Genomic DNA, 20776 nt, shown 5'->3' on the forward strand with positions numbered 1-20776 from the left:
TCCGACAATCGCTCAGCCTCCCGGCGGTCCCGGAGGGCCGAAGACGATCTGCCACATCCACACGAGAAAGCCGTAGCCGCCGACGACGCCGACGGCGAGGATCGGCCAGATGCCGAAAGCCAGCACCAGGAAGGTGAGCAGTTCCTTCCGCCTGGGAGCGCGGCCCATATCGCCCGCTGCGGCCAATTCCTGTTTGTCCTGGGGCATGAGAACCTCATGTGCCTTGGACCCGCGCCCAGTCTCCTCCGCGGCGCTTCGCCGCGATGATAACGCAGGCGGACGAGGAATTTCAACGCGCGGTTATGGGAATATCATCCGGCCCGCATGCCCGGAGTGCTCAGCGGTGGCGCTTGTCCCACCATTTTTCGAATTCCATGACCGCGAGCAGGGTGGAGGCCGCAAGCAGCAGCCAGGCCCATTCGACGAGACTCACAGGAGCAAGGCCCAGCGTGTCGCTCAATCCCGGCATGTACATGGCGCCGATGTGCAGCGCCTGTGCGGCGATCACGCCCAGGACCAGGAACCGGTTGGACAGGAAGCCTCGGCGGAAGACCGAGTGGTGCTCGGAACGGCTGTTGAAGGTCTGGAAGTTCTCGAACAGCACGAAGAGGAGGAGCAGCATGTTGCGTGCGGTGTCGGGATCGGTGCCTTTCTCGAGAAGCCACCAGAAGAGCGCGAAGCCGCCGAACCCCATGACCACCGTCGAGTGCACGATGCGGCGGATCATCACCCGGTCGAAGATCGGCTCGCCCGGCCTGCGGGGCGGGTAGGCGAGTTCGTCGCCTTCGGCCTTTTCCGTTGCCAGCGCGATGTCCTGTATGCCGTTGGTGACAAGGTTCAGCCACAGAAGTTGCACCGGCAGGAGCGGCATGGGCAGGCCCAGCGGGATCGCCAGCAGGAACAGGACGACTTCCGCCGCTCCCGTCGACACCACCATGAACACCACCTTGCGGATGTTTGCATAGGCAATGCGGCCTTCCCGTATGCCGGCGACGATGGAGGCGAAATTGTCGTCGGTGAGCACGATGTCGGCGCTCTCGCGGGCCACGTCCGTGCCCTTGCGCCCCATGGCCACGCCGACATGGGCGTGGGTCAGGGCGGGGGCGTCGTTCACGCCGTCGCCGGTGGCCGCCACGAAATGCCCGCCGCGCGCCAGCGACAGGACGATGCTGAGCTTCTGCGCCGGGTCGACGCGGGCATAGATGCGGGCTGTGCGCGTCAGGCGGTCGAGCTCGGCTTCGCCGGCCTCTTCCGCCCGGCGCACCGCTTCGCCGGTGACCACCTGCGCCTCGGTGAACTGCAATCCCGCCTGCGCGGCGATCGCGGCCGCGGTGCGCGGATCGTCGCCCGTCACCATCGCCACCTCCACGCCAGCAGCGCGGCAGTCGGCGATCGCCTGGGGGACTTCGGAGCGGATCGGATCCTGCATCCCCGCCATTCCGAGGAAGAGGAGGTCGACCAGATGGCCATGGCCGTACCGGCCGTCCCCGACTTCCGCAACCGTGCCTTCGGCGAAGGCAAGCACACGCAGGCCGCGCGCCGCCATCTCTTCTTTCTGGCCGAGCAACGTCGCGTGGTCGATGGGCACCGGCCCGCCGCCGGTATCCATCTGCGCGGCCATCGCGATCAGGGTTTCCGGCGCACCCTTGACGAAAATGCGCACGCCCTTGCCGCGCCGGTGGAAGGAGGCGGCATAGCGGATGTCGGGCTCATAGGGGATGCGTGCGACGAGCGGGTATGTCTCCTGCACATCCTCATACCTGATTCCCGCCTTGCGGGCGGCCGCCAGCAGCGCCACGTCGACCGTGTCGCCAAGTCCCTTCCAGCCGGTCACGTCCCGGGAAAGACGCGCCTCGTTGGGAAGGCTGGCGGCCTTCAGCAGTGCCGACACCCGCCCCCGCGCGTCGAGGTCGCCGGGACAGGTGCTGTGGACGGCGCAGGCTTCAAGGTCCTCGCCGGCCTCGAACACGAATTTCGTCCCCTCCGGCAGGCAGACATCCGTGACGGTCAGTTCGTTGAGCGTCAGCGTGCCGGTCTTGTCGGTGGCGATGATGGTGCAGGAGCCGAGCGATTCCACCGCCGGCATGTTGCGCACGATGACATGGGCAGCCGCCATGCGCCGCATGCCGACGGCAAGCGCGATCGAGATGGCGACCGGCAAGCCTTCGGGGATGGCGCTCACGGCAAGCCCGACCGCCATCAGGAAGAGCGTGTGGAAGGGCATGTCGCGCAGGCTGCCGACGATGATGAGGAGCACCACCGATATGCCGACGGTGACGGCGATCAGGCGCGAGAAATGTTCGAGCCGGATCATCAGCGGCGGCTGCGTCATGGGCCGCTTGCCGATTTCGCCGGCGATGCGGCCGAGCTCGGTTGTGTGTCCCGTCGCCGAGACGACGCCGCGGCCGCGGCCCCGCGTGACCAGCGTTCCCGCATAGGCACGGGAGGCGGGCGGGTCCGGAGCGGCCGGGCTCTTTCCCACCGCCGCCGATTCGCCGGTCAGGAGCGACTCGTCCACCTTCAGGTCGATCGCCTCGAGGAGCTGGATGTCGGCCGAGACACGATCCCCGGCCTCCAGCAGCACGAGGTCGCCGGGCACCAGTTCCCGCGCATCGAGCCTGCGCGCGGAGCCGTCGCGCACGACGTGCGCCTGCGCCACCTCGTATTGCCGCAGCGCCGCTGCCGCGCGTCCGGCCGAATACTCCTGGGCGGCACCGACGATGCCGTTGACGAAGAGGACGGCGCCGATGAAGAGAGCGTCGCTTACATCACTCAGGGCCAACGAGACGAGCGCCGCCGCCAGCAGGATATAGATCAGCGGGCTCAGGAACTGCCGCAGGAAGACCGCGAGCAGCGACGGCGGTCGGGGCTCCGGCAGTGTGTTTGGACCGAAGCGGGCAAGGCGGGCGGCGGCCTCGGCCTCACTGAGGCCGGCAAACTGCTCCATGGTGGCGCCGCTGATGTTCATCTGGTCGACTGCCTCGGCTTGTCCTCGTTCCGGTCCTGTCCGAAGCGATGCGGCGCTCGGCGGGAGGCCGCGGTTTCCGTTCTGGTTTCGCAAGCCGAACATGCCTGGGGTTGTTTTGCCTTGATCGGCATCAAGCGGGCTGCGTCCCTGCAATGCAGCCTGAAAACCGATGATCGGATCCGTGGATGCACAAAGGACGCGGCAAGCCCTTGAATCTGTGCATCGCGCTTTCCGTTAGGTGCCGGTGAGCAGTCTGAGCGCGATCGCCCACATCACACAGGCGATGAGCGTCTCCAGAACACGCCACGCCAGCGGCCGTTCAAACAGGGGGCGAAGCCGGGCGGCGCCGTAGCCGAGCGCGAAGAAGAACGCGAAGGACCCCAGAATGGCGCCCACGGCGAAGGACGCCCGATTGCCGGCGAACTGGGTCGAAATGGTTCCCAGGAGAACGACCGTGTCGAGATAGACATGCGGGTTCAGCCAGGTGATGGCGAGACAGGCCACCAGCGTGCGGAACAGGTCGGTCATCTCCCGCGAGGTGTCGGCGGCCAGCGCCGCGTTCGAGCGCAGCGCCGACAGCAGGCTCTTGGCGCCATACCAGAAAAGGAAGGTGGCTCCGCCGAAGCGCATGACGGGCTCGAGCCAGGGCAACCATTTGGTGATCGTCTGGAAGCTGGTCACCCCGACCGTGATGAGGATGGCATCCGAAACGGCGCAGGCCAGGCAGACCGCCAGGACGTGTTCGCCACGCAGGCCCTGCCGCAGCACGAATGCGTTCTGCGCGCCGATGGCGACGATGAGGCTCAGGCCCATCGTCAGGCCCGTGAAGAACACCATCATGTCCATGTGAAGGGGCCTAATCCATAAAACGGACCCTTGAGTTATGCGGGTTTGATCGGTTAGACAAATTAAAGATACTAAGCTTGATTAAGGAATCCTAATGATTGACTACGCCGCCGCACGCGCCGTCGCCGCGATCGTCCGGACCGGCAGCTTCGAAAAGGCCGCCGCCGCGCTGAACGTGACCCCGTCCGCCGTCTCGCAGCGCGTCAAGCATCTCGAGGAGCGGTTGGGCGCGGTGCTGGTCGAGCGCGGCACGCCGTGCTCGGCGACGGAGAAGGGCCTTTGGCTCTGCCGGCACATGGAGCGTGTCGGCATGCTCGAGAAGGAGCTGATGGAGCATCTTCCGGGGCTGGCCGATCCCGGCTCCCCGGCGGCACGGGTGACGCTGAACGTGGCCACCAACGCCGACAGCCTCGGGACCTGGTTTCTCGATGCCCTTGCCGCTTTCACCAGGCAAACCGACTACCTGGTGGACATTGCCATCGATGACGAGGACCACACGGCCGATTGGCTTCGCCGCGGCCGGGTCGTTGCCGCCGTGACCTCGACGGAAAGCCCCATCCAGGGCTGCCGCGTGACCCCGCTTGGCGCGCTTCGCTACCACGCGACGGCGAGCCCGGATTTCGTCGCGCGCTATTTCCCCAACGGCGTTACGGCCGAGGCTTTCGAGAAGGCGCCGGCTCTCACCTTCAACCAGAAGGACCGTCTTCAGGCCATATGGGCGAGGCGGGTCTTCGGTCGCGAGATGATCTTTCCCACGCACTGGCTCCCTTCGACGCAGAGCTTTCTCGAGGCAAGCCTCGCGGGAATGGGATGGGCCCTCAATCCCGTCCAACTCGCCGGCGATCACCTGCAGTCGGGACGGCTCGTCGAGATCGTTCCCGGAGCGACGCTGGAGCGTCCGCTGTTCTGGCAGATCAATCGATCGGCGGCCGATCAACTGACCAGTCTGACGCAGAGTGTCCTCGCCGTCGCCGGCCTCAAGCTCGGCTGAACGGGACAGGAGGGCATTGCTTCGCTCCCGCATTTCGGGAGAATGACCGAACACTTTGAGAGCACAAAAGAGCAGGTATCCGAGCATGAGCATGACGAGCGACGCCCGTTTCTGGGACCGGGCTTCACGGAAGTACGCGATGGGCGCGGTCGCGGATCAGGCCGGATACGAGCGCACGCTGGACCGCACCCGCGCCTTGCTGGGGCGGGGCGACCGGGTGTTGGAACTGGGCTGTGGAACAGGCACGTCCGCTTTGCTGCTCGCGGACCATGTGAAAACCTATCTCGCGACGGATTTTTCCGTCCGGATGATCGCGATCGCCGACGAAAAACACGCCGCCGCTCCCGTCGCGAACCTCGTCTTCAAGGTTGCGACCGCGGAAATGCTTGCGAGCGAGGCGACACGGTTCGATGCGGTTCTGGGATTCAACTATCTCCATCTGGTTCGCGACCTGCCCGGCACGCTGCGAAGCATCCATGCCCTGCTTGCGGCCGATGGCCTGTTCATCTCCAAGACGCCGTGCGTCGGCGACATGAATCCGTTCATCCGGTTTGCCTTGCTGCCGGGAATGCGGATGATCGGTAAAGCACCCTACGCCGGGGTCTTCCGCGCGGAGGAGCTGAGCCGGCACATATCTGCCGCAGGCTTCGACATCCTTGCCACGGAAAGCCACGCAAGCACGGGCAACGAGGCGCGTCCCTTCATCGTGGCGCGCAAGGCCTGAGCATATCCCGCAGCCTTCGTGATCTCTGCTCCGGGGACCGGACAGGTCCCGTGGAAGTCTCGCATAGGCCGCTCTACCGGAACGGAGAATACGGTGGCACGGAGCATCTACGACAATCTTTGTGCACCCGCTACAACGGGGCTATACCGCTTGCGATGCGCCAACCGCTCTCGAATCTCGTTTCCGACCTGATCGGCCTGCTTCCGCAGGATGAGCGAAAGCTTCTGCATTGGCTGTCCGTTCAGGACGGGGACGGCGATCCGCCCACCGTGACCGTTGCGAGCCATCAGCGTGGTGCGGCGCAGCGGCTGGCGGCAAGACTTCCGCACGTGGTCAGCTATCGCAGTGAGGAACGCACCCTCGTCGTCGAGACCGCCGATCTTGCGGATGCCCTCAAGGCGATCTTTCTCGACCGGTCGCCGCAGGCCTTCGAGCTCGATCCGGTTGCCCGGATCATCGCGGCGCAGGAGCGGGAAGATCATCGAGAAGCGCTGTCGCTGTTCGAGGAGAATGGCGGCGTCTATTTCATCCATTTTCATGGGAACGACGCCTGCCTGGACGTGCTGAACCGCTTCCCGAAGAAGGTGGTGGACGCGCAGGAGACGCTGACGCTCGCTCTTGCCATGCACGCGCTGAAAGCGGGCAACGTGACGCGTGCGCGCTTCCTGATGGTGCGACGGTTCGGCGACGAGATGCACAGCCTGGAAGCGGTGATCCGGAACCGGGAAGACTATTCGCTGGCCGTGCGCCAATTCCGCTTCCTCATGGCGATCTACGAGGATCAGGCGGTCTCCAACGACCTGCGAACATTGCTGTTCGACATGCTCGCCGAATTGCCCGTCGACGATCATCTGCATCGCGGCAGCTTCTACAACGCCATGCTCTCCGTCTGCCTGCAGCGGCAGGAACTGAACGAGGCCGAGGAGGTCGCAAAGCGTGCGCACCATCATTACCAGGAGGCGCAGGCGCATCTGCTGCTCTTCTACATCGAACTGCACCGAGTGGTTTTTTCGCTGCAGCGCGGCATGCTGGGCGAGGCCGAGCGCTGGGTTGCGCAGGCGCGCCAGGCGCTCGATCGGGTTCGCTTCGATGCGCCGGCGGACCGGCGCCTGCTCGATCTGCTCGACGGCGTGGTCGCCTATGAGAAGGGCGAGCCGGAATATCTCGTGCGTTTCATCGCAAAGGAGTTCGACAAGTTCGCCTATGGCGAAATCTGGCCGACGGTGGTCGAACTCGCGCTCGTCTACTGCTCGCAGGTGGTCAGCCGGCAGGTCGGGCTCGGCGCGGCGATCAGCTTCCTCGACAAATGGCGTGTGCAGGAGTGGCGGTCTCGGCGCTTCAACCTCGCCATCACCATGCGGGAAGTCGATCTCCTGCAAAGCGCCAATCGCTGGCAGGCCGCCGCCGACAGGCTGATGGCGGTTCAATCGCGCATCAACCTGACATGGGTGGAATCCGCAGAGGATGCCCTTTCACGCCTGGTCGATCCCATCGAAATAGAGCTTGCCATGGCGTGGCTGCGCCATCTCATCCAGCATCTGCCGCGGCGGCCCCTGCTGCGCGATCAGATCGATGCGCTGCTGCGCAACGAGCATATCGGCGGGCGGGACCGGGGCAGGCTGCGTTTGTGGGCGGCCTATCTGGCGCGCCTGCACCGCGACGTCACCCGGGCGCGCCACCTCTTCTCGGAACTGCTGGACGACGTCGTGCGCATGGGCACGACCACGCATCTGCTCGGCGACATCGGGCTTATGGACGCCTTGCTCGATGACAAGCGCATCGCAACGCATGTGCTGTCCAGCGCCGACAGGCGAGCGGCGGTGCGCAAGCTTCACGGGTTCTCGCCGAAGCGGGAGCGCGACGGGATGCCGCTGACCGCCCAGGAACTGCGCGTGCTGCGCCTGGTCGCCGAAGGCGGGACCAACAAGTTCGTGGCGCGCCAGCTGCGGCTTTCGGAAGTCACGGTGAAGTTCCACCTCACCAACATCTACCGCAAGATGGGGTGCCGGAAGCGCGCGGAGGCGATCTCGGGGGCGCGTTCGCTCGGCTGGATCTGAACAAGAACCTATACCAGATTTGCCAAAACCTAGACCTTTCGAGCGTTGAAGCCGACGGCCGGGCCGCCGCAAGATGAACCGAGCAAAGATCGCGCGGCGACAGCGCGACATCTCGGGGATCGCCATCGGATGCAGGAGAACTATCTCTACACGTTCGCAAAACGCATCGCCGGCTTCGTCGGCGTGCTGTTCGTCCTGTCGCTGATGATCTTCATCCTGGCCCGCGTCGTTCCGGGCGATCCGGCGCGCATCGCGCTCGGTCCCAGCGCCTCGCAGGAGCAGGTCGATGCGATGCGGATGCAGATGGGCCTGGACCGGCCGCTGACCGAGCAATATGTCAGCTATGTCGCCAACGCCCTCAGGGGCGATCTCGGTCGCTCCCTGATTTCCGGCCGTCCCGTCACGAGAGAGATCGCCGCACTGCTGCCGGCCACGCTCGAGCTGGTGCTGGCGACCGTCATCCTGATGGTCCTCATCGCCGTTCCGCTCGGCGTCGTCACCGCGCGCTATCGCAACAGCTGGATCGACAATACGGGCCGCTTTTTCTCGATCGTCGGCGTGACGATGCCGAGCTTTCTGTTCGCGATCCTGCTCCAACTCTTCGCGGCCTACTTCCTGTCCGACTGGCCCATCATCGGCCGCATCGACCACACGCTTGCCGCGCCGGCCGGCCCGACGGGGCTGCTGCTGGTCGATTCGCTCTTGCATGGCCGCTTCGACGTCTTCGCCGACGCCTTCCAGAGGCTTCTCTTTCCCGCCATCGCGCTGGCCATGTCCGGCATCGGCCAGATCACGCGCATCACGCGCTCGGCGATGATCGAGAACCAGCGTCGCGACCACGTGCTGACGCTGCAGTCGTTCGGCGTGCCGGACCGGGTGATCGTCTTCCGCTATCTCCTCAAGCTGTCCTCCATCGCGCCGCTCACGATCATGGGGCTGGAGTTCGCGTCTCTCATCGGCAACGCCTTTGTCGTCGAGCTGGTGTTTTCCTGGGGCGGCTTTGCCTCCTACGGGCTGAACGCGATCCTGCAGAAGGACCTGAACGCGGTGATGGGCGTGGTGCTTTTGTCGGGCCTGTTCTTCATCGTCGCCAACATCATCATCGACATCATCCTGCTCATGCTCGACCCGCGCCTGCGGCTGAAGGAGGCGCGCTGATGGCCGCCAATGCGACCCGCGAACTGGAGGCGCTGACGCCGCGCTACATGGCGTGGTATCGCTTCACGCGAAATCCGACCGCCATCATCGGCGCGTTGATGGTGACCTCCGTGGTGCTGGTGGCCGTGCTGGCGCCGCTGATCGTGCCTTATCCCGAACATGCAGGCGCGGCCGTCAATTTCCGGGCCCGTCACGTAGCGCCGGATCTCGCCTACTGGCTGGGCACCGACAAGGTCGGCCGCGATATCCTGACGCGCGTCATCTACGGTTTCCGGGTCTCGCTGCTGCTCGTCGTCGGCGTGCTGGCCGTTGCGGTTCCGCTGGGCGCGGCGCTCGGCCTGGCCGCCGGATACTTCGGCGGCTGGACCGAGCGCATCATCACCGGTCTCACCAACGTCATGCTGGCGATTCCCCCGCTGGTCATGGCGCTTGCCGTCGGCAACGTGCTGGAGCCGAACCTCGTCAACGCGATGATCGCCATCACGCTGCTGTGGTGGACGTGGCATGCGCGGCTCGTCTACCGGGTGTCGAAATCGATCGCGGCGGAGGATTTCGTGGAGGCCGCGCGGCTTGCCGGCGCCAGCCATTGGCACGTGCTGACGCGCGAGATCCTGCCGAACTGCATCTCCGTCATTTCGGTGAAGACGACGCTTGATGCCGCCTTCGTCATCCTGTTCGGCGCGACGCTCTCCTTCCTCGGGCTCGGCGTCAAGCCGCCGACACCCGATCTCGGCTCCATGGTCGCCGACGGGCGTCAGTTCCTGCCGGAAATGTGGTGGGGCGTGCTCGCGCCGGGCTTTGCGATCTTCTACGCGACCCTCGGCTTCAACCTGCTGGGCGACGGCCTGCGCGACATGTTCGACGTGGAGGTCTGACAATGGCAAACCTTCTCGACGTCACCGGCCTCAACGTCGCCTTCCGCACCTATGGGCGCCGTCATCACCTGCTCAAGGATGTGGCGCTGTCGATCCCCGAGGGTGGGCGCGTCGCGCTGATCGGCGAGACCGGATCGGGCAAATCCGTGACCAGCAAGGCGATCCTGGGGACGCTGCCACGCAATGCGGACGTGGAGGGCGGGGAAATCCTGTTTCGCGGCGAGAACGTGCTCGACATGCCACGCCCACGCCGAGACGCGCTGAAGGGCACGGCCTTCTCCGTCATCATGCAGGACCCGCTGTCGTCCTTCAATCCGGTGTTCAGGATCGGCCGGCACCTCGATGACGTGATGTACTATGCCGACCGGCGCCTGGGACGCAGAAGCAGCGCCGGGCACCGCCGCGATCGCATCTTCGAGGTGCTGCGCAGGGTGCAGCTCGACGACCCGCGGCGCATCGTGGACGCCTATCCCTCGCAGCTTTCGGGCGGCATGCGCCAGCGTGTGCTGATCGCGTTGTCGCTGTTGCACCAGCCGGACCTGCTGATCGCCGACGAGCCGGGCACCGCGCTGGATGTGACCACGCAGGACGAGATCATGAAGCTGATCAACAGGCTGGTCGCTGAAAACGGCCTGTCGCTCCTGATGATCACCCACAATCTCGGCGTCGTGCGGCAGATGGCCGACGACGTCTATGTCATGCGGCATGGCGAGATCGTCGAGCATGGCGCGCTTTCGACGATATTCTCCAGCCCGCGACAGGCCTATACGCGCCAGCTGATCGAGGCCATCCCGCCGCTCTACGGTGCGAAGGTGGAGGACCAAAAGCCGGCCGAGGCCGATCCCATCGTCGAGATGCGCGGCGTCACCAAGATGTTCGAGCAGAAGCCCTGGATCGGGCAGGGCACGCGGCACGTCGCCGTCAATGACGTCTCCCTGTCGGTGCGCCGGGGCGAAGTGTTCGGGCTGGCCGGTGAATCCGGCTCGGGAAAGACCACCGTCGCACGCATGATCATGGGTCTCATCGGTGCGACGGAGGGCTCGGTCACGGTCGACGGCAAATCCGTCGAGGACGAGCGCGGCAGCGACGCCTTCCGGCGTAAGATCCAGATCGTCTACCAGAATCCGGGCACCTCGCTGAATCCCAAGCGCACGGTCGGGCAGGCCCTCAGCGTGCCGCTCGCCTTTGCCGGCATGCGCGGCGCGGCGCTGGAAGAGCGTATAGTGGAACTGCTGCGCCAGGTGGACCTGCCGGCCAATTATGTCGGCAAGTATCCGCATGAACTGTCGGGCGGCCAGAAGCAGCGCGTCGCCATCGCGCGTGCGCTTGCCGCCGATCCGGAAATCATCGTCCTCGACGAGCCGACCTCGGCGCTGGACGTGTCGGTGCAGAAGAACGTCATCGCGCTCCTGACGCGGCTGCGCGAGGAGCTGGGCCTCACCTATCTCTTCATCTCGCACGACCTTTCCCTGATGCGCAATTTCTGCAGCCGCATCGCGATCATGCTGCGTGGAGAAATCGTCGAGGCCGGCGCGCCGCGCGAGGTCTTCGACAACCCGCGGCACCCCTATACCCGCGCCCTGATTGCCGCCGTCCCGGTGATCAGCGACGAGGAAGAAACACGCAAACCCCGCGTGAGCGACGAGGAGCGCAGGCGCTACCTCGTCGACACGGCGGCCTGAGAATCCGATCAGAAAGGCAGGACAAGAACGATGTATCGTCTAGGGATCGATGTCGGCGGCACGAACACCGACGCGGTGATCATGCAGGGCCGCAACGTGCTGTCGGGCGTCAAGGCCTCGACCACCGAGGATGTCACTTCCGGTGTGATCGAGGCGATGGAAGCGGCAATCTCCAAGGCCGGTGTCGACCGGGCGAAGATAACCAACGTGATGATCGGCACCACGCATTTCACCAATGCGGTGATCGAGCGTCGCCATGTCAATCCGGTGGCGGTGATCCGCCTCGGCCTGCCGGCGACCGCCTGCCTGCCGCCGATGGTCGATTGGCCCGACGATCTGCGCGAGGCGGTCGGCGGCCATGGCTATCTGGTGCGCGGCGGCTATGAGTTCGACGGGCGCGAGCTCGCAGCGCTCGATCTCGACGAGATCGACCGCATCGCCGACGACATCGCCGCCAAGCGCATCGGCGCTGTCGCCATCACCTCCGTGTTCGGCCCCATCAACGCCAGGATGGAGGAAGAAGCGCGGGCGCGGCTCCACAAGAAGTGCCCGGACGTTCCGGTGGTGCTGTCGAGCGAGATCGGCCGCATCGGCCTGCTCGAGCGCGAAAGCGCGGCGGTGATGAATGCGAGCCTGCTCAAGCTCAGCGCCCGCACCGTCGACGCGTTCGCCCATGCGCTGAAGTCGGCGGGCCTCGATTGCCCGTTCTTCATCACGCAGAACGACGGCACCCTGATGGGTGCCGAGATCGTCAAGCGCTTCCCGGTCCTGACCTTCGCATCCGGCCCCACCAACTCGATGCGCGGCGCTGCCTTTCTCACCGGCGTGCGCGACGGCATCGTCGTCGACATCGGCGGCACCACGACCGACATCGGCTCGCTGCAGCACGGCTTCCCGCGCCAGGCGGCGACGGTGGTCGACATCGGCGGCGTGCGCACCAATTTCCGCATGCCGGACGTGTTCTCGATCGGACTGGGCGGCGGATCGCTGGTGCGCCAGAAGGGCGATGCGGTAACGGTCGGTCCGCAATCGGTCGGATACCGGATCACGAAGGAGGCGCGCGTCTTCGGCGGCGACACGCTGACGACCACCGACATCGCGGTGGCGCGCGGCGAGGCATCGGTGGGCGACGCATCGAAGGTGGCCGATCTCGACCCGGCGCTGCTGGATGCCGCCCGCGAAGAGATAACCCGCATGCTGGAGCGGGCCATCGAGCGCACGCGGCTGTCTCCGGATCCGATCCCGGTCATCGCCGTCGGCGGCGGCTCGATCCTCATGCCCGACCGGATCGGCGATCTCGAGGTGATCCGCCCGGACAATTTCGCCGTCGCCAACGCGGTCGGCGCGGCCATCGCGCAGATCAGCGGCGAGGTCGACCGCATCTTCTCGCTGGAGAAGGGGCTGACGCGCGAGATCTGCCTGAAGCAGGCGGAAGACGAGGCGCGCGAAAAGGCGATCCGCTCCGGCGCGGATGCCGCGACCATCGAAACCATCGAGCGCGAGGACGTGCCGCTGGCCTATCTGCCGGGCAATGCCACACGCATTCACGTCAAGGTCGTCGGAGAAATGGGTGGTCACGATGCTTGATCGTGCGGAAGGCAGGTGGCGTCTCGACGAGCCGATGGTCGAGGCGCTGGAAATCGGCTCCGGCATCCTCGGCACCGGCGGCGGCGGCAACCCCTACATCGGCAAGCTGCGTGTGCGCCAGGCGCTGCGCGAGGGCCACGTGATGGAGATCGTTCCGCTCGACAGTCTTCCCGACGATGCCCGCGTCGTCGCCATGGGCGGCATCGGCGCGCCGCTGGTCTCGCATGAGCGCATCAAGGAAGGGCGCGAGGGTCTGCGCTGCGTGCGCGCGCTGGAAGAGCGGCTCGGCATCAAGGTGGACGCGATCGCCTGCGAGGAGATCGGCGGACAGAATTCGATGGAGCCGCTGATCGCCGCCGCCATGGCCGGTCTGCCGGTCGTCGACTGCGACGGCATGGGGCGGGCCTTCCCGGAGATGCAGATGACGAGCTACGCCATCTATGGCCATCGCTCGACACCGAGCGTCATGTGCGATCCGCACGGCAATGTCGTGATCTTCGACCATGCGATTTCGGAGCTTTGGCACGAGCGCATGGCGCGTGCCTGCGTCGTCGCGCAGGGCGGTGCGTCGACCTTGGCCAGCGCGCCCATGTCCGGCGAGTTCATCAAGCGCTTCGCCATCCCGAATTCCTATTCCAAGGCGATCGCGCTCGGAAACGCGGTGCTGGAAGCGCGGCGCGCGCATCGCGACCCGGTCGAGGCGATCTGCCGAAGCGAGGACGGCAGGGTCGTCTTCCGGGGCAAGATCACCGACCTGAAGCGGCATCTGGCCGGCGGCTTCGTGCGCGGCGAGGCGATCATCAAGGGCTTCGACAGCTATGACGGAGACGAGGCCTCGGTCCACATCCAGAACGAGTTCCTGATCTTTTCCCGCAACGGCGCGGTGGAGGTGATCGTGCCCGACCTGATCGTGATCCTCGACGCCGACAGCGGCGAGGCGATCTCGACGGAGATGCTGCGCTACGGCCAGCGCGTGGCGGTGCTGGCGATCCCGTGCCACCCGCTGCTGCGCAGTCCCGAGGCCCTCGAGGTCGTCGGCCCCAAGGGCTTCGGGTTCGACGACCTGGTCTTCAAGCCCATGAGCACGGATGGTGAGGGAGGCGCGGCATGACCTCGTTTTCGGTGACGGCCGACGACATGGAGGCGATCGCGCTCGGCGGCGCCTTTCTCGGCACGGGTGGCGGCGGCGACCCCTATATCGGCAAGCTGATGGCCAAGCAGGTCATCGCCCGGCACGGGCCGGTGAAGGTCATCTCGGCCGACGATCTCGCCGACGATGCGCTGTGCATACCCGTCTGCATGATGGGCGCGCCGACCGTCATGGTCGAGAAGCTGCCGAACGGGGAGGAGGCCCGCGAGGCGCTCAGCCAGCTCGAGACCTTCCTCGGCCGCAAGGCCGATGCTCTGCTCTGCATCGAGGCCGGCGGCCTGAACTCGACGATCCCCTACGCCGTCGCGGCAGCCACCGGTCTGCCTCTCGTCGACGGTGACGGAATGGGCCGGGCCTTTCCCGAACTGCAGATGGTGACGCTGACGATCCATGGCATCTCGGCCACCCCGATGGTGCTGGCCGACGACAAGGGCAACAGCTCGGTCATCAACGCGATCTCGAACCGGTGGACCGAGCGGCTGGCCCGCTGCCAGACCGTCGAGATGGGCGGGGCGGCGCTCGTTGCGCTCTATCCCATGAGCGGTGCACAGGTGAAGCGCGGCATCCTGCATGGCTCCATGTCGCTGATCAAGGAGATCGGCGAGACGATGGCGTCGGAGCGCAGGGCCAACCGCAATCCTGCGGATGCGCTGGTCAGGCGGCTCGACGGCAAGCGCCTCTTCACCGGCCGGGTGGTCGACATCGACCGCCGCACGGTCGGTGGTTTCGCGCGGGGCAGGGCCGAGTTCAAGGGCATGGACGAGGACGAGGGACGCAACTTCACGGTCGAGTTCCAGAACGAGTTCCTGATCTGCCGCGACGACAAGGACGATCTCCTGGCGGTGACGCCGGATCTGATCTGCGCGCTCGACGCCGATGGCGGCCTGCCGGTGACCACCGAGCAGCTCCGCTACGGCCTGGCCGTCACCATCATCGGGCTTTCTTGCGACCCGCAATGGGCGACGCCCGAAGGCCTCGAACTCGTTGGCCCCCGCTACTTCGGCTACGAGCAGGACTACGTGCCCCTGAGAGAATTGTCCCGTTGAGAAGGACGAAAACCGGTTGGAACCACAGAAGAGGAACCTGACATGAGATCGATCAAACATGCGCTTGCCGCGGCAACGCTTGCCGCGGCCACCGCGCTGACTGCCCCGGCAGTCGCGCAGGACAAGCTTTCGCTTGTCGTCAACGTCGTCCAGATCTTCGGCACCGTCGACCCGGCCAAGGTGACCGACTACACCGAATATATGGCCGCCGTGAACCTCTATGACGGCCTAACCACCGTCAGCAGCGAGGGCGAGGTGATCCCGCAACTCGCCGAAAGCTGGGAGATTTCCGACGACAACCGGACCTACACTTTCAAACTCAAGCAGGGCGCCACCTTCCAGGACGGCAGCCCGGTCGAAGCCAAGGATGTCGTCTACACGATGCAGCGCCTGCTGGCGCTGAACGAGGGGCCGGCCTATCTTTTTTCCGACCTCGTCCAGCCGGACAACGTCAAGGCGATCGACGACCACACCGTTGAGATCCTAATCGACCGGGTCTACGCGCCGTTCATTTCCGTCACGCCGTTGATCCTGGTCGTCAATTCCGACGTCGTTTCGGAGCAGGACGGCGAATGGGGCGAGGACTACCTCGCCGAGAACAGCGCCGGCGCAGGGCCCTACAATCTCAGCGGCTGGACGCGCGGCGCGGAGATGATCCTGCAACGCTACGAGGGCTATCACGCCGGCTGGCCCAACGATCGCCCGATCGATGAGCTGCGCTTTGTCGTCACGCGAGACGAGGCAACCGTGCGCGCGCTGGCGCAACGCGGCGAACTCGGCATGTCGTCGCAGTATCAGAGCAGCGAGACCTACGGTGCCATCGAGGCGCTGGACAATTACAAGCTGATCGAGGCCAGCACCGCCACCGGCTTCTATCTCAAGGTGAACAACCAGGTCGCGCCGACGGACGACATCCACATACGCCGGGCGATTGCATATGCGCTGGACTATGCCACGATCCGCGAAGTCATCTATCCCGGCGGCGAGATGAAGAGCGTCTTGTCGCCGCTCTTTGCCGAAGCCCATCTGGATGGTCTTCCGTCGCCGGAATTCAGCCTGGAAAAGGCCGCCGAGGAGGTCGCCAAGTCGAAATATGCCGGCGGGCAGCCGATCAAGCTCAGCCATGCCTATGTCGCCAACACGCCGTTCGAGGAAGAGATCGGCCTGCTGTTCAAGTCGACGCTGGAGACCATCGGCTTCGAAGTCGACCTGCAGCCGGAGCCCTGGAACCGCATCACCGAGCTTGCCACCAAGGTAGAGACGACGCCGCACACCTCGCAGGTGTTCTACGGGCCGACCTATCCGTCGCCGGATTCGGTGTTCTTCGTGCAGTATCACTCACGTGCGGCCGGAACCTGGTCGTCCATGTCCTGGGTCAAGGATCCGAAGATCGACGCCATGATCGACGAGTCGCGCCAGACGGTGGACGAGGCCGCGCGCAACGCGATCTACAAGGACATCCAGGCGCACATGCACGAGACGATGGCGGAGATCCCCTTGCTGACGCAGCTCAAGCGCATGGCTGCCCATTCGTGCCTGCAGGGCTATGCCGAAGTGCCCATGCAGAGCTGGGACTACGACTTCTCGCGGATGTGGTGGGCCTGCGAGGGGTGAGCGAACGAAGGCCGGTAGCTGCAACCGTCATCGCTCCGGTGAAAGCAAGGGGCCGCGATGCAAGTCGCGGCCCCTTGCTTCATACGGCGACGAGCTTCGACAGGAAGCGGCGGCTCCGCTCGTCCTGGGGGGCGTCGAAGAAGCGATCCGGCGGAGCAGTCTCGACGATCTGTCCGGCCTCCATGTAGACGACCCGATCGGCCACCCGGCGCGCAAAGCCCATTTCATGCGTCACGACGACCATGGTCATGCCCCCTTCTGCGAGCGTCACCATCGTCTCCAGAACCTCGCTGATCATTTCGGGATCGAGCGCCGATGTCGGCTCGTCGAAAAGCATGATCTTTGGCTCCATGCACAGGGCCCGGGCGATCGCGGCACGCTGCTGCTGCCCGCCCGAAAGCTGACCGGGGAATTTGGCTGCCTGGTCGAGGATCCTCACCCGGTCGAGATAGTCGCGCGCACGCGCTTCCGCTTCCTTGCGGGGTGTCCTGCGCGACAGGATCTGCGGCAACGCGCAGTTCTCGAGCACGGAAAGATGCGGGAACAGGTTGAAATGCTGAAACACCATCCCCGCCTCGCGCCGCACCTCCTCGATATTGCGCAGATCATCCCCGAGTTCGATCCCGCGGATCCGGATGGCTCCGGAATCGTGGCGCTCCAATCTGTTGAGGCATCGGATAAGCGTCGATTTTCCCGATCCGGATGGTCCGCAAATGACCACACGTTCCCGCTCGGCAACCGCAAAATCAACATCCCGCAATGCGTGATAGGAACCGTAGTACTTGTTGAGTTCAGTGACTTCGATCGCTTGTGTCATGACTGGCTTCTTGATTTGATGCCTGTTTCAAGATGGCGGGAATACCGCGCGATCCCGAAGCAGATTATGAAATAAATGCCCGCCACAAAAAGGTAGGCTTCGATCGAGGGTGCCGGCCAGGCCGGGTCGGTCGCCGCGCTGCGAGCGGCGCTGAGCATGTCGAAGACGCCCACGATGAGGACGAGCGATGTGTTCTTCACCATCACGATTGCCGTGTTCGTGAGCGGTGGGATCACCTTCTGGATGGCCTGCGGCAACACGATGTGCCAGACCGCCTTCCAGTAGGGAATGCCGAGGGCCTGCGCGGCTTCCACCTGCCCCGGGGGCAGCCCCTGGAGCCCGCCGCGAATGACCTCGGCGAGATAGGCTGCTGCAAAGACCGTCAGTGCGGCGAGCGTGCGCCCCAGCTTGTCGATCGTCCAGTCGGCAGGCAGGAACAGCGGCAGCAGGATCGCCGCCACGAACAGGAGCCCGACCAGAGGCAGGCCGCGCACGATCTCGATGAGGAAGATCGAGAGGCCGCGCACGACCGGCAGCGATCCGCGGCGTCCGAGCGCCAGGATCACGGCAAAGGGAAAGGCCAGACCGAGGGACAGAACCGCAAGGAGCAGCGTGACCGGCAAGCCGCCCCATTTCGACGTCGGCACAGGGCTGAGACCGAAAATCCCGCCCCCCATCAGCACCAGCATGACCGCGATGCCGGCGCTCCAGACGAGCATCAGTCGTCCGCCCCACAGCCGGGGCGACAGGGTGAGCAGCACCAGCGCAAGGATGAGCGCGATCACGAGGATGGCGCGCCATTGCGCTTCCGGCGGATAAAGGCCGAACAGGATCAGCCGCAGTTTTGCGGCGATGAAGGCCCAGCATGCGCCCCCGCCCCGGCAGTCGGCGGGCGCGGCAACGGCCCAGTGGGCGTCGAGGATTGCCCATTCGAACACGGGAACGAGGGCGACCAGGATGGCGATCGACACCAGCGTGAGCACGGCCGACATGCGGTCGCCCCACAGGCGTGCCACCAGGCGAAGAGGGAATGCTGCGCTTGTGATTGACTTCGAACGTGTCATGGCTTCAGCGCTCCACCAGCGCGATCCTGGCGTTGAACCAGTTCATCAGCAGCGAGACCGACAGCGAGATCGTCAGAAACACGCCCAGCATGATCATGATGCTTTCAAGGGCCTGGCCGGTCTGGTTGATGACCGTGTTGACGATCAATCCCAGCTCCGGATAGCCGACGGCCACCGCCAGCGTCGTGTTCTTCACCGTTGACAGATATTGCGACGTCATCGGCGGAACGATGATCCGCAAAGCCTGCGGCAGGATCACCTTGAACATGATCTGGCGCTCCGTCAGGCCCAGCGCCCGTCCGCCCTCCCACTGGCCCTTGCCGACGGCTTCGATGCCGCCGCGGATGATCTCCCCAGCAAAGGCAGCCGTATAGAGCGAAAGTCCGATGATGATGGCCGTGAATTCGGGCGACAGATAGGACCCGCCGCGGAAGTTCAAGCCCGTCAGGACGGGGCTTTCCAAACCGATAGGGCGCCCCGCGAGCCACCAGACCACGATGCTTGCCAGAACCCAGAGGCCGGACGCGCCGGTCACACGCCATGCCGTCGGCACGTTGGCTGGCCAGCGCCGCGCGGTGAGGGCGAAGGCCGCTGCCAGCAGAGCGGAAAGTGCGAAAACCCATCCTGCACCCTGGCCGAGCGTCAGCGCGGGCGCATAGACGCCGCGCAACGACAGGAAAACGCCGGGCAGCGGGTTCAGTGCGAGCCTTGGCGCAGGGAAGACCGAAGTGGCCACGCCGTAGCAGAACAGAAGCTGCACGATCAGGGGAATGTTGCGGAACACGGTGACGTAGGCGGCGGCAAGGCGTGACAGCATCGGATGGGCCGAGAGCCTCGCCAGGGCCAGCGCGAGGCCTCCCGCTGTCGCCAGCCCGATCGTGATCACCGACAGCCAGATCGTGTTGGCAACCCCGACGACATAGGCCCACAGAAAGCTGTCCGACGGTGTGTAGGCGACGACCGTCTCGGAGATCGGAAACCGGGCCGGGCGGGTGAGGAATCCGAAACCGGTGCGGATGCCGCGTTCGGCCAGATTGTCGATCGTGTTGCCGCCGATCCACCACAGCAGGCAGGCCAGACCGCCCAGAAGGGCGATCTGAGCCGTCCAGCCGCGGAGCCTGCTCGAATACCAGAGCGTGCGCAGCATGGGTTACTGGAACGCCAGCGGGAACATCAGCCCGCCGTCCTTGTACAGCGCGTTGTAGCCGCGCTCGAGCTTCAGGGGACTGTGCTCGCCGACATTGCGATCGAACATTTCGCCGTAGTTTCCGAGCGCCTTGATGATCTGGTAGGCGAAGTCGTCCTTCAGTCCCAACGCCGTGCCGTTGCCGGGATCCGTGCCCAGGAAACGGGCGATGCGCGGATCCTCGCTTTGCAGCATCTCCTCCGCATTGGCCTGCGTGATGCCGAAATTCTCGGCGGCGATCAGCGCCTGGATCGACCAGCGGACGATGTCCAGCCACTGATCGTCGCCCTGCCGGACGGCAGGCGTCAGAGCGTCCACATAAGGTGTTGCGGGGAAGATGATGTAGTCGTCGGGATTTTTCGCCATGCTCGCGCGCACGGAAGCCAGCGCTCCGGCATCGGTGATCAGCGCATCGCAGCGCCCCGAGAAGAACGCCTGGCGCGCGGCCGACGTGTTGTCGAAGACCACGGGCTGCAGGTCGAGCTGATGTTTCGTCGACACGTCGTTCACCACGACCTCGGTGGTCGACCCCGTCTGGACGCAGACCGAGGCACCGGCCATGTCCTCGACCTTCGCGATGCCGAGCGACTTCGGCATCATGAAGCCGGTGTACTCGAAATAGTTCGGCTGGGTGAAATTGATGCCGTTCGCATCGCGCTGAAGCGTCCATGTCAGCGTCCGCGGCAACACGTCGATCTCGCCCGTCTGCAGCGCGGGGATTCGCTGCTGTCCCGACAAGGGCACGAAATCGACCGCGTCCTTGTCTCCGAGAACGGCGACCGCCACGGCGCGGCAGGTCTCCACGTCCAGTCCACGCCAGTAGCCGTCTCCATCGGGGGCGCCGAAGCCCGGCGTGCCCTGGCTCGCGCCGCAGATCAGTCGGCCCCGTTCCTTGACGGTTTCAAGGGTGGTGGCGGCTTGTGCCGCCGTGGCAAGGAGCAGACTTGCCATCGGCGCCAGCAGGGCGGTGAGCTTGAGGTGATCCATCATGTGTTCCTCCTGTCGGTTTCT

Annotated in this window: 17 protein-coding genes; 10 read left to right on the top strand and 7 right to left on the bottom strand. The window is 65.3% G+C overall.

Annotated features, from left to right (window positions below; all coding sequences use genetic code 11):
* Window positions 1-12 precede the first annotated feature (12 nt).
* The 3 genes from napE to NUU27_RS01010 all read right to left on the bottom strand — a co-directional run bounded on the left by napE (window position 13) and on the right by NUU27_RS01010 (window position 3814).
* Window positions 13-207 carry a periplasmic nitrate reductase, NapE protein gene (gene napE / locus NUU27_RS01000; protein WP_257760163.1) on the bottom strand — a complete coding sequence of 65 codons (195 nt, stop codon included), beginning with the start codon at window positions 205-207 and terminating at the stop codon, window positions 13-15.
* Window positions 208-337: 130 nt separating this feature from the next.
* Window positions 338-2968, bottom strand: coding sequence for an HAD-IC family P-type ATPase (locus tag NUU27_RS01005; RefSeq protein WP_257760164.1), 2631 nt, complete (start codon window positions 2966-2968; stop codon window positions 338-340).
* A gap of 234 nt (window positions 2969-3202) precedes the next feature.
* Entirely contained in the window at window positions 3203-3814 is a 612-nt protein-coding gene (locus tag NUU27_RS01010; protein WP_257760165.1) for a LysE/ArgO family amino acid transporter, read from the bottom strand.
* Window positions 3815-3908: 94 nt separating this feature from the next.
* Between NUU27_RS01010 and NUU27_RS01015 the strand changes: the two genes are divergently transcribed.
* The 10 genes from NUU27_RS01015 to NUU27_RS01060 all read left to right on the top strand — a co-directional run bounded on the left by NUU27_RS01015 (window position 3909) and on the right by NUU27_RS01060 (window position 16698).
* Window positions 3909-4805: a LysR family transcriptional regulator ArgP gene (locus tag NUU27_RS01015; protein WP_257760166.1), complete on the top strand. Its 897-nt coding sequence runs from the start codon at window positions 3909-3911 to the stop codon at window positions 4803-4805.
* Between the two features lie 85 nt (window positions 4806-4890).
* A complete protein-coding gene (locus tag NUU27_RS01020) occupies window positions 4891-5529 on the top strand; it encodes a bifunctional 2-polyprenyl-6-hydroxyphenol methylase/3-demethylubiquinol 3-O-methyltransferase UbiG (protein ID WP_257760167.1) in 639 nt (212 codons plus the stop codon).
* Window positions 5530-5684: 155 nt separating this feature from the next.
* Window positions 5685-7586, top strand: a complete 1902-nt coding sequence (locus tag NUU27_RS01025; protein WP_257760168.1) for a LuxR C-terminal-related transcriptional regulator — start codon at window positions 5685-5687, stop codon at window positions 7584-7586.
* A 129-nt stretch (window positions 7587-7715) separates the two neighbouring features.
* On the top strand, window positions 7716-8744 hold the full coding sequence (locus NUU27_RS01030; RefSeq protein WP_257760169.1) for an ABC transporter permease: 1029 nt from the start codon (window positions 7716-7718) through the stop codon (window positions 8742-8744).
* On the top strand, window positions 8744-9619 hold the full coding sequence (locus NUU27_RS01035; RefSeq protein ID WP_257760170.1) for an ABC transporter permease: 876 nt from the start codon (window positions 8744-8746) through the stop codon (window positions 9617-9619). The genes NUU27_RS01030 and NUU27_RS01035 overlap by 1 nt, the downstream gene beginning before the upstream one ends.
* A gap of 2 nt (window positions 9620-9621) precedes the next feature.
* Window positions 9622-11301: an ABC transporter ATP-binding protein gene (locus NUU27_RS01040; RefSeq protein ID WP_257760171.1), complete on the top strand. Its 1680-nt coding sequence runs from the start codon at window positions 9622-9624 to the stop codon at window positions 11299-11301.
* A 30-nt stretch (window positions 11302-11331) separates the two neighbouring features.
* Entirely contained in the window at window positions 11332-12888 is a 1557-nt protein-coding gene (locus NUU27_RS01045; RefSeq protein ID WP_257760172.1) for a hydantoinase/oxoprolinase family protein, read from the top strand.
* Window positions 12881-13999, top strand: coding sequence for a DUF917 domain-containing protein (locus tag NUU27_RS01050; protein ID WP_257760173.1), 1119 nt, complete (start codon window positions 12881-12883; stop codon window positions 13997-13999). Before NUU27_RS01045 ends, NUU27_RS01050 begins: the two co-directional genes overlap by 8 nt.
* Complete coding sequence (locus NUU27_RS01055; protein ID WP_257760174.1) at window positions 13996-15084, top strand: DUF917 domain-containing protein; 1089 nt, start codon at window positions 13996-13998, stop codon at window positions 15082-15084. Before NUU27_RS01050 ends, NUU27_RS01055 begins: the two co-directional genes overlap by 4 nt.
* 42 nt (window positions 15085-15126) lie before the next feature.
* The gene (locus tag NUU27_RS01060) at window positions 15127-16698 is read left to right on the top strand and encodes an ABC transporter substrate-binding protein (RefSeq protein ID WP_257760175.1); all 1572 of its coding nucleotides are present in this window, start codon (window positions 15127-15129) and stop codon (window positions 16696-16698) included.
* Between the two features lie 79 nt (window positions 16699-16777).
* On the opposite strand, the gene NUU27_RS01065 is transcribed toward NUU27_RS01060, so the two are convergent.
* The 4 genes from NUU27_RS01065 to NUU27_RS01080 are packed head-to-tail and all read right to left on the bottom strand — an operon-like array spanning window position 16778 to window position 20755.
* A complete protein-coding gene (locus NUU27_RS01065; RefSeq protein WP_257760176.1) occupies window positions 16778-17515 on the bottom strand; it encodes an amino acid ABC transporter ATP-binding protein in 738 nt (245 codons plus the stop codon).
* Window positions 17512-18579 carry an amino acid ABC transporter permease gene (locus tag NUU27_RS01070; protein WP_257760177.1) on the bottom strand — a complete coding sequence of 356 codons (1068 nt, stop codon included), beginning with the start codon at window positions 18577-18579 and terminating at the stop codon, window positions 17512-17514. The genes NUU27_RS01065 and NUU27_RS01070 overlap by 4 nt, the downstream gene beginning before the upstream one ends.
* A 4-nt stretch (window positions 18580-18583) precedes the next feature.
* Window positions 18584-19726 (bottom strand): amino acid ABC transporter permease, encoded by a 1143-nt coding sequence (locus NUU27_RS01075; RefSeq protein WP_257760178.1) that lies wholly within the window; start codon window positions 19724-19726, stop codon window positions 18584-18586.
* 3 nt (window positions 19727-19729) lie between these two features.
* The gene (locus NUU27_RS01080; RefSeq protein WP_374565181.1) at window positions 19730-20755 is read right to left on the bottom strand and encodes an amino acid ABC transporter substrate-binding protein; all 1026 of its coding nucleotides are present in this window, start codon (window positions 20753-20755) and stop codon (window positions 19730-19732) included.
* Window positions 20756-20776 lie beyond the last annotated feature (21 nt).

Source organism: Nitratireductor sp. ZSWI3 (assembly GCF_024655565.1).
Lineage (GTDB): Bacteria > Pseudomonadota > Alphaproteobacteria > Rhizobiales > Rhizobiaceae > Nitratireductor.

Excerpts from the sequence above, each read along its gene's own strand:
- napE (WP_257760163.1), bottom strand. The coding sequence starts at position 207 with ATGCCCCAGGACAAACAGGAATTGGCCGCAGCGGGCGATATGGGCCGC.
- NUU27_RS01040 (WP_257760171.1), top strand. The coding sequence starts at position 9,622 with ATGGCAAACCTTCTCGACGTCACCGGCCTCAACGTCGCCTTCCGCACC.
- NUU27_RS01025 (WP_257760168.1), top strand. The coding sequence starts at position 5,685 with ATGCGCCAACCGCTCTCGAATCTCGTTTCCGACCTGATCGGCCTGCTT.
- NUU27_RS01020 (WP_257760167.1), top strand. The coding sequence starts at position 4,891 with ATGAGCATGACGAGCGACGCCCGTTTCTGGGACCGGGCTTCACGGAAG.
- NUU27_RS01055 (WP_257760174.1), top strand. The coding sequence starts at position 13,996 with ATGACCTCGTTTTCGGTGACGGCCGACGACATGGAGGCGATCGCGCTC.
- NUU27_RS01015 (WP_257760166.1), top strand. The coding sequence starts at position 3,909 with ATGATTGACTACGCCGCCGCACGCGCCGTCGCCGCGATCGTCCGGACC.
- NUU27_RS01060 (WP_257760175.1), top strand. The coding sequence starts at position 15,127 with ATGAGATCGATCAAACATGCGCTTGCCGCGGCAACGCTTGCCGCGGCC.
- NUU27_RS01065 (WP_257760176.1), bottom strand. The coding sequence starts at position 17,515 with ATGACACAAGCGATCGAAGTCACTGAACTCAACAAGTACTACGGTTCC.
- NUU27_RS01050 (WP_257760173.1), top strand. The coding sequence starts at position 12,881 with ATGCTTGATCGTGCGGAAGGCAGGTGGCGTCTCGACGAGCCGATGGTC.
- NUU27_RS01030 (WP_257760169.1), top strand. The coding sequence starts at position 7,716 with ATGCAGGAGAACTATCTCTACACGTTCGCAAAACGCATCGCCGGCTTC.
- NUU27_RS01070 (WP_257760177.1), bottom strand. The coding sequence starts at position 18,579 with ATGACACGTTCGAAGTCAATCACAAGCGCAGCATTCCCTCTTCGCCTG.
- NUU27_RS01045 (WP_257760172.1), top strand. The coding sequence starts at position 11,332 with ATGTATCGTCTAGGGATCGATGTCGGCGGCACGAACACCGACGCGGTG.
- NUU27_RS01005 (WP_257760164.1), bottom strand. The coding sequence starts at position 2,968 with ATGAACATCAGCGGCGCCACCATGGAGCAGTTTGCCGGCCTCAGTGAG.
- NUU27_RS01080 (WP_374565181.1), bottom strand. The coding sequence starts at position 20,755 with ATGATGGATCACCTCAAGCTCACCGCCCTGCTGGCGCCGATGGCAAGT.
- NUU27_RS01075 (WP_257760178.1), bottom strand. The coding sequence starts at position 19,726 with ATGCTGCGCACGCTCTGGTATTCGAGCAGGCTCCGCGGCTGGACGGCT.
- NUU27_RS01035 (WP_257760170.1), top strand. The coding sequence starts at position 8,744 with ATGGCCGCCAATGCGACCCGCGAACTGGAGGCGCTGACGCCGCGCTAC.
- NUU27_RS01010 (WP_257760165.1), bottom strand. The coding sequence starts at position 3,814 with ATGGACATGATGGTGTTCTTCACGGGCCTGACGATGGGCCTGAGCCTC.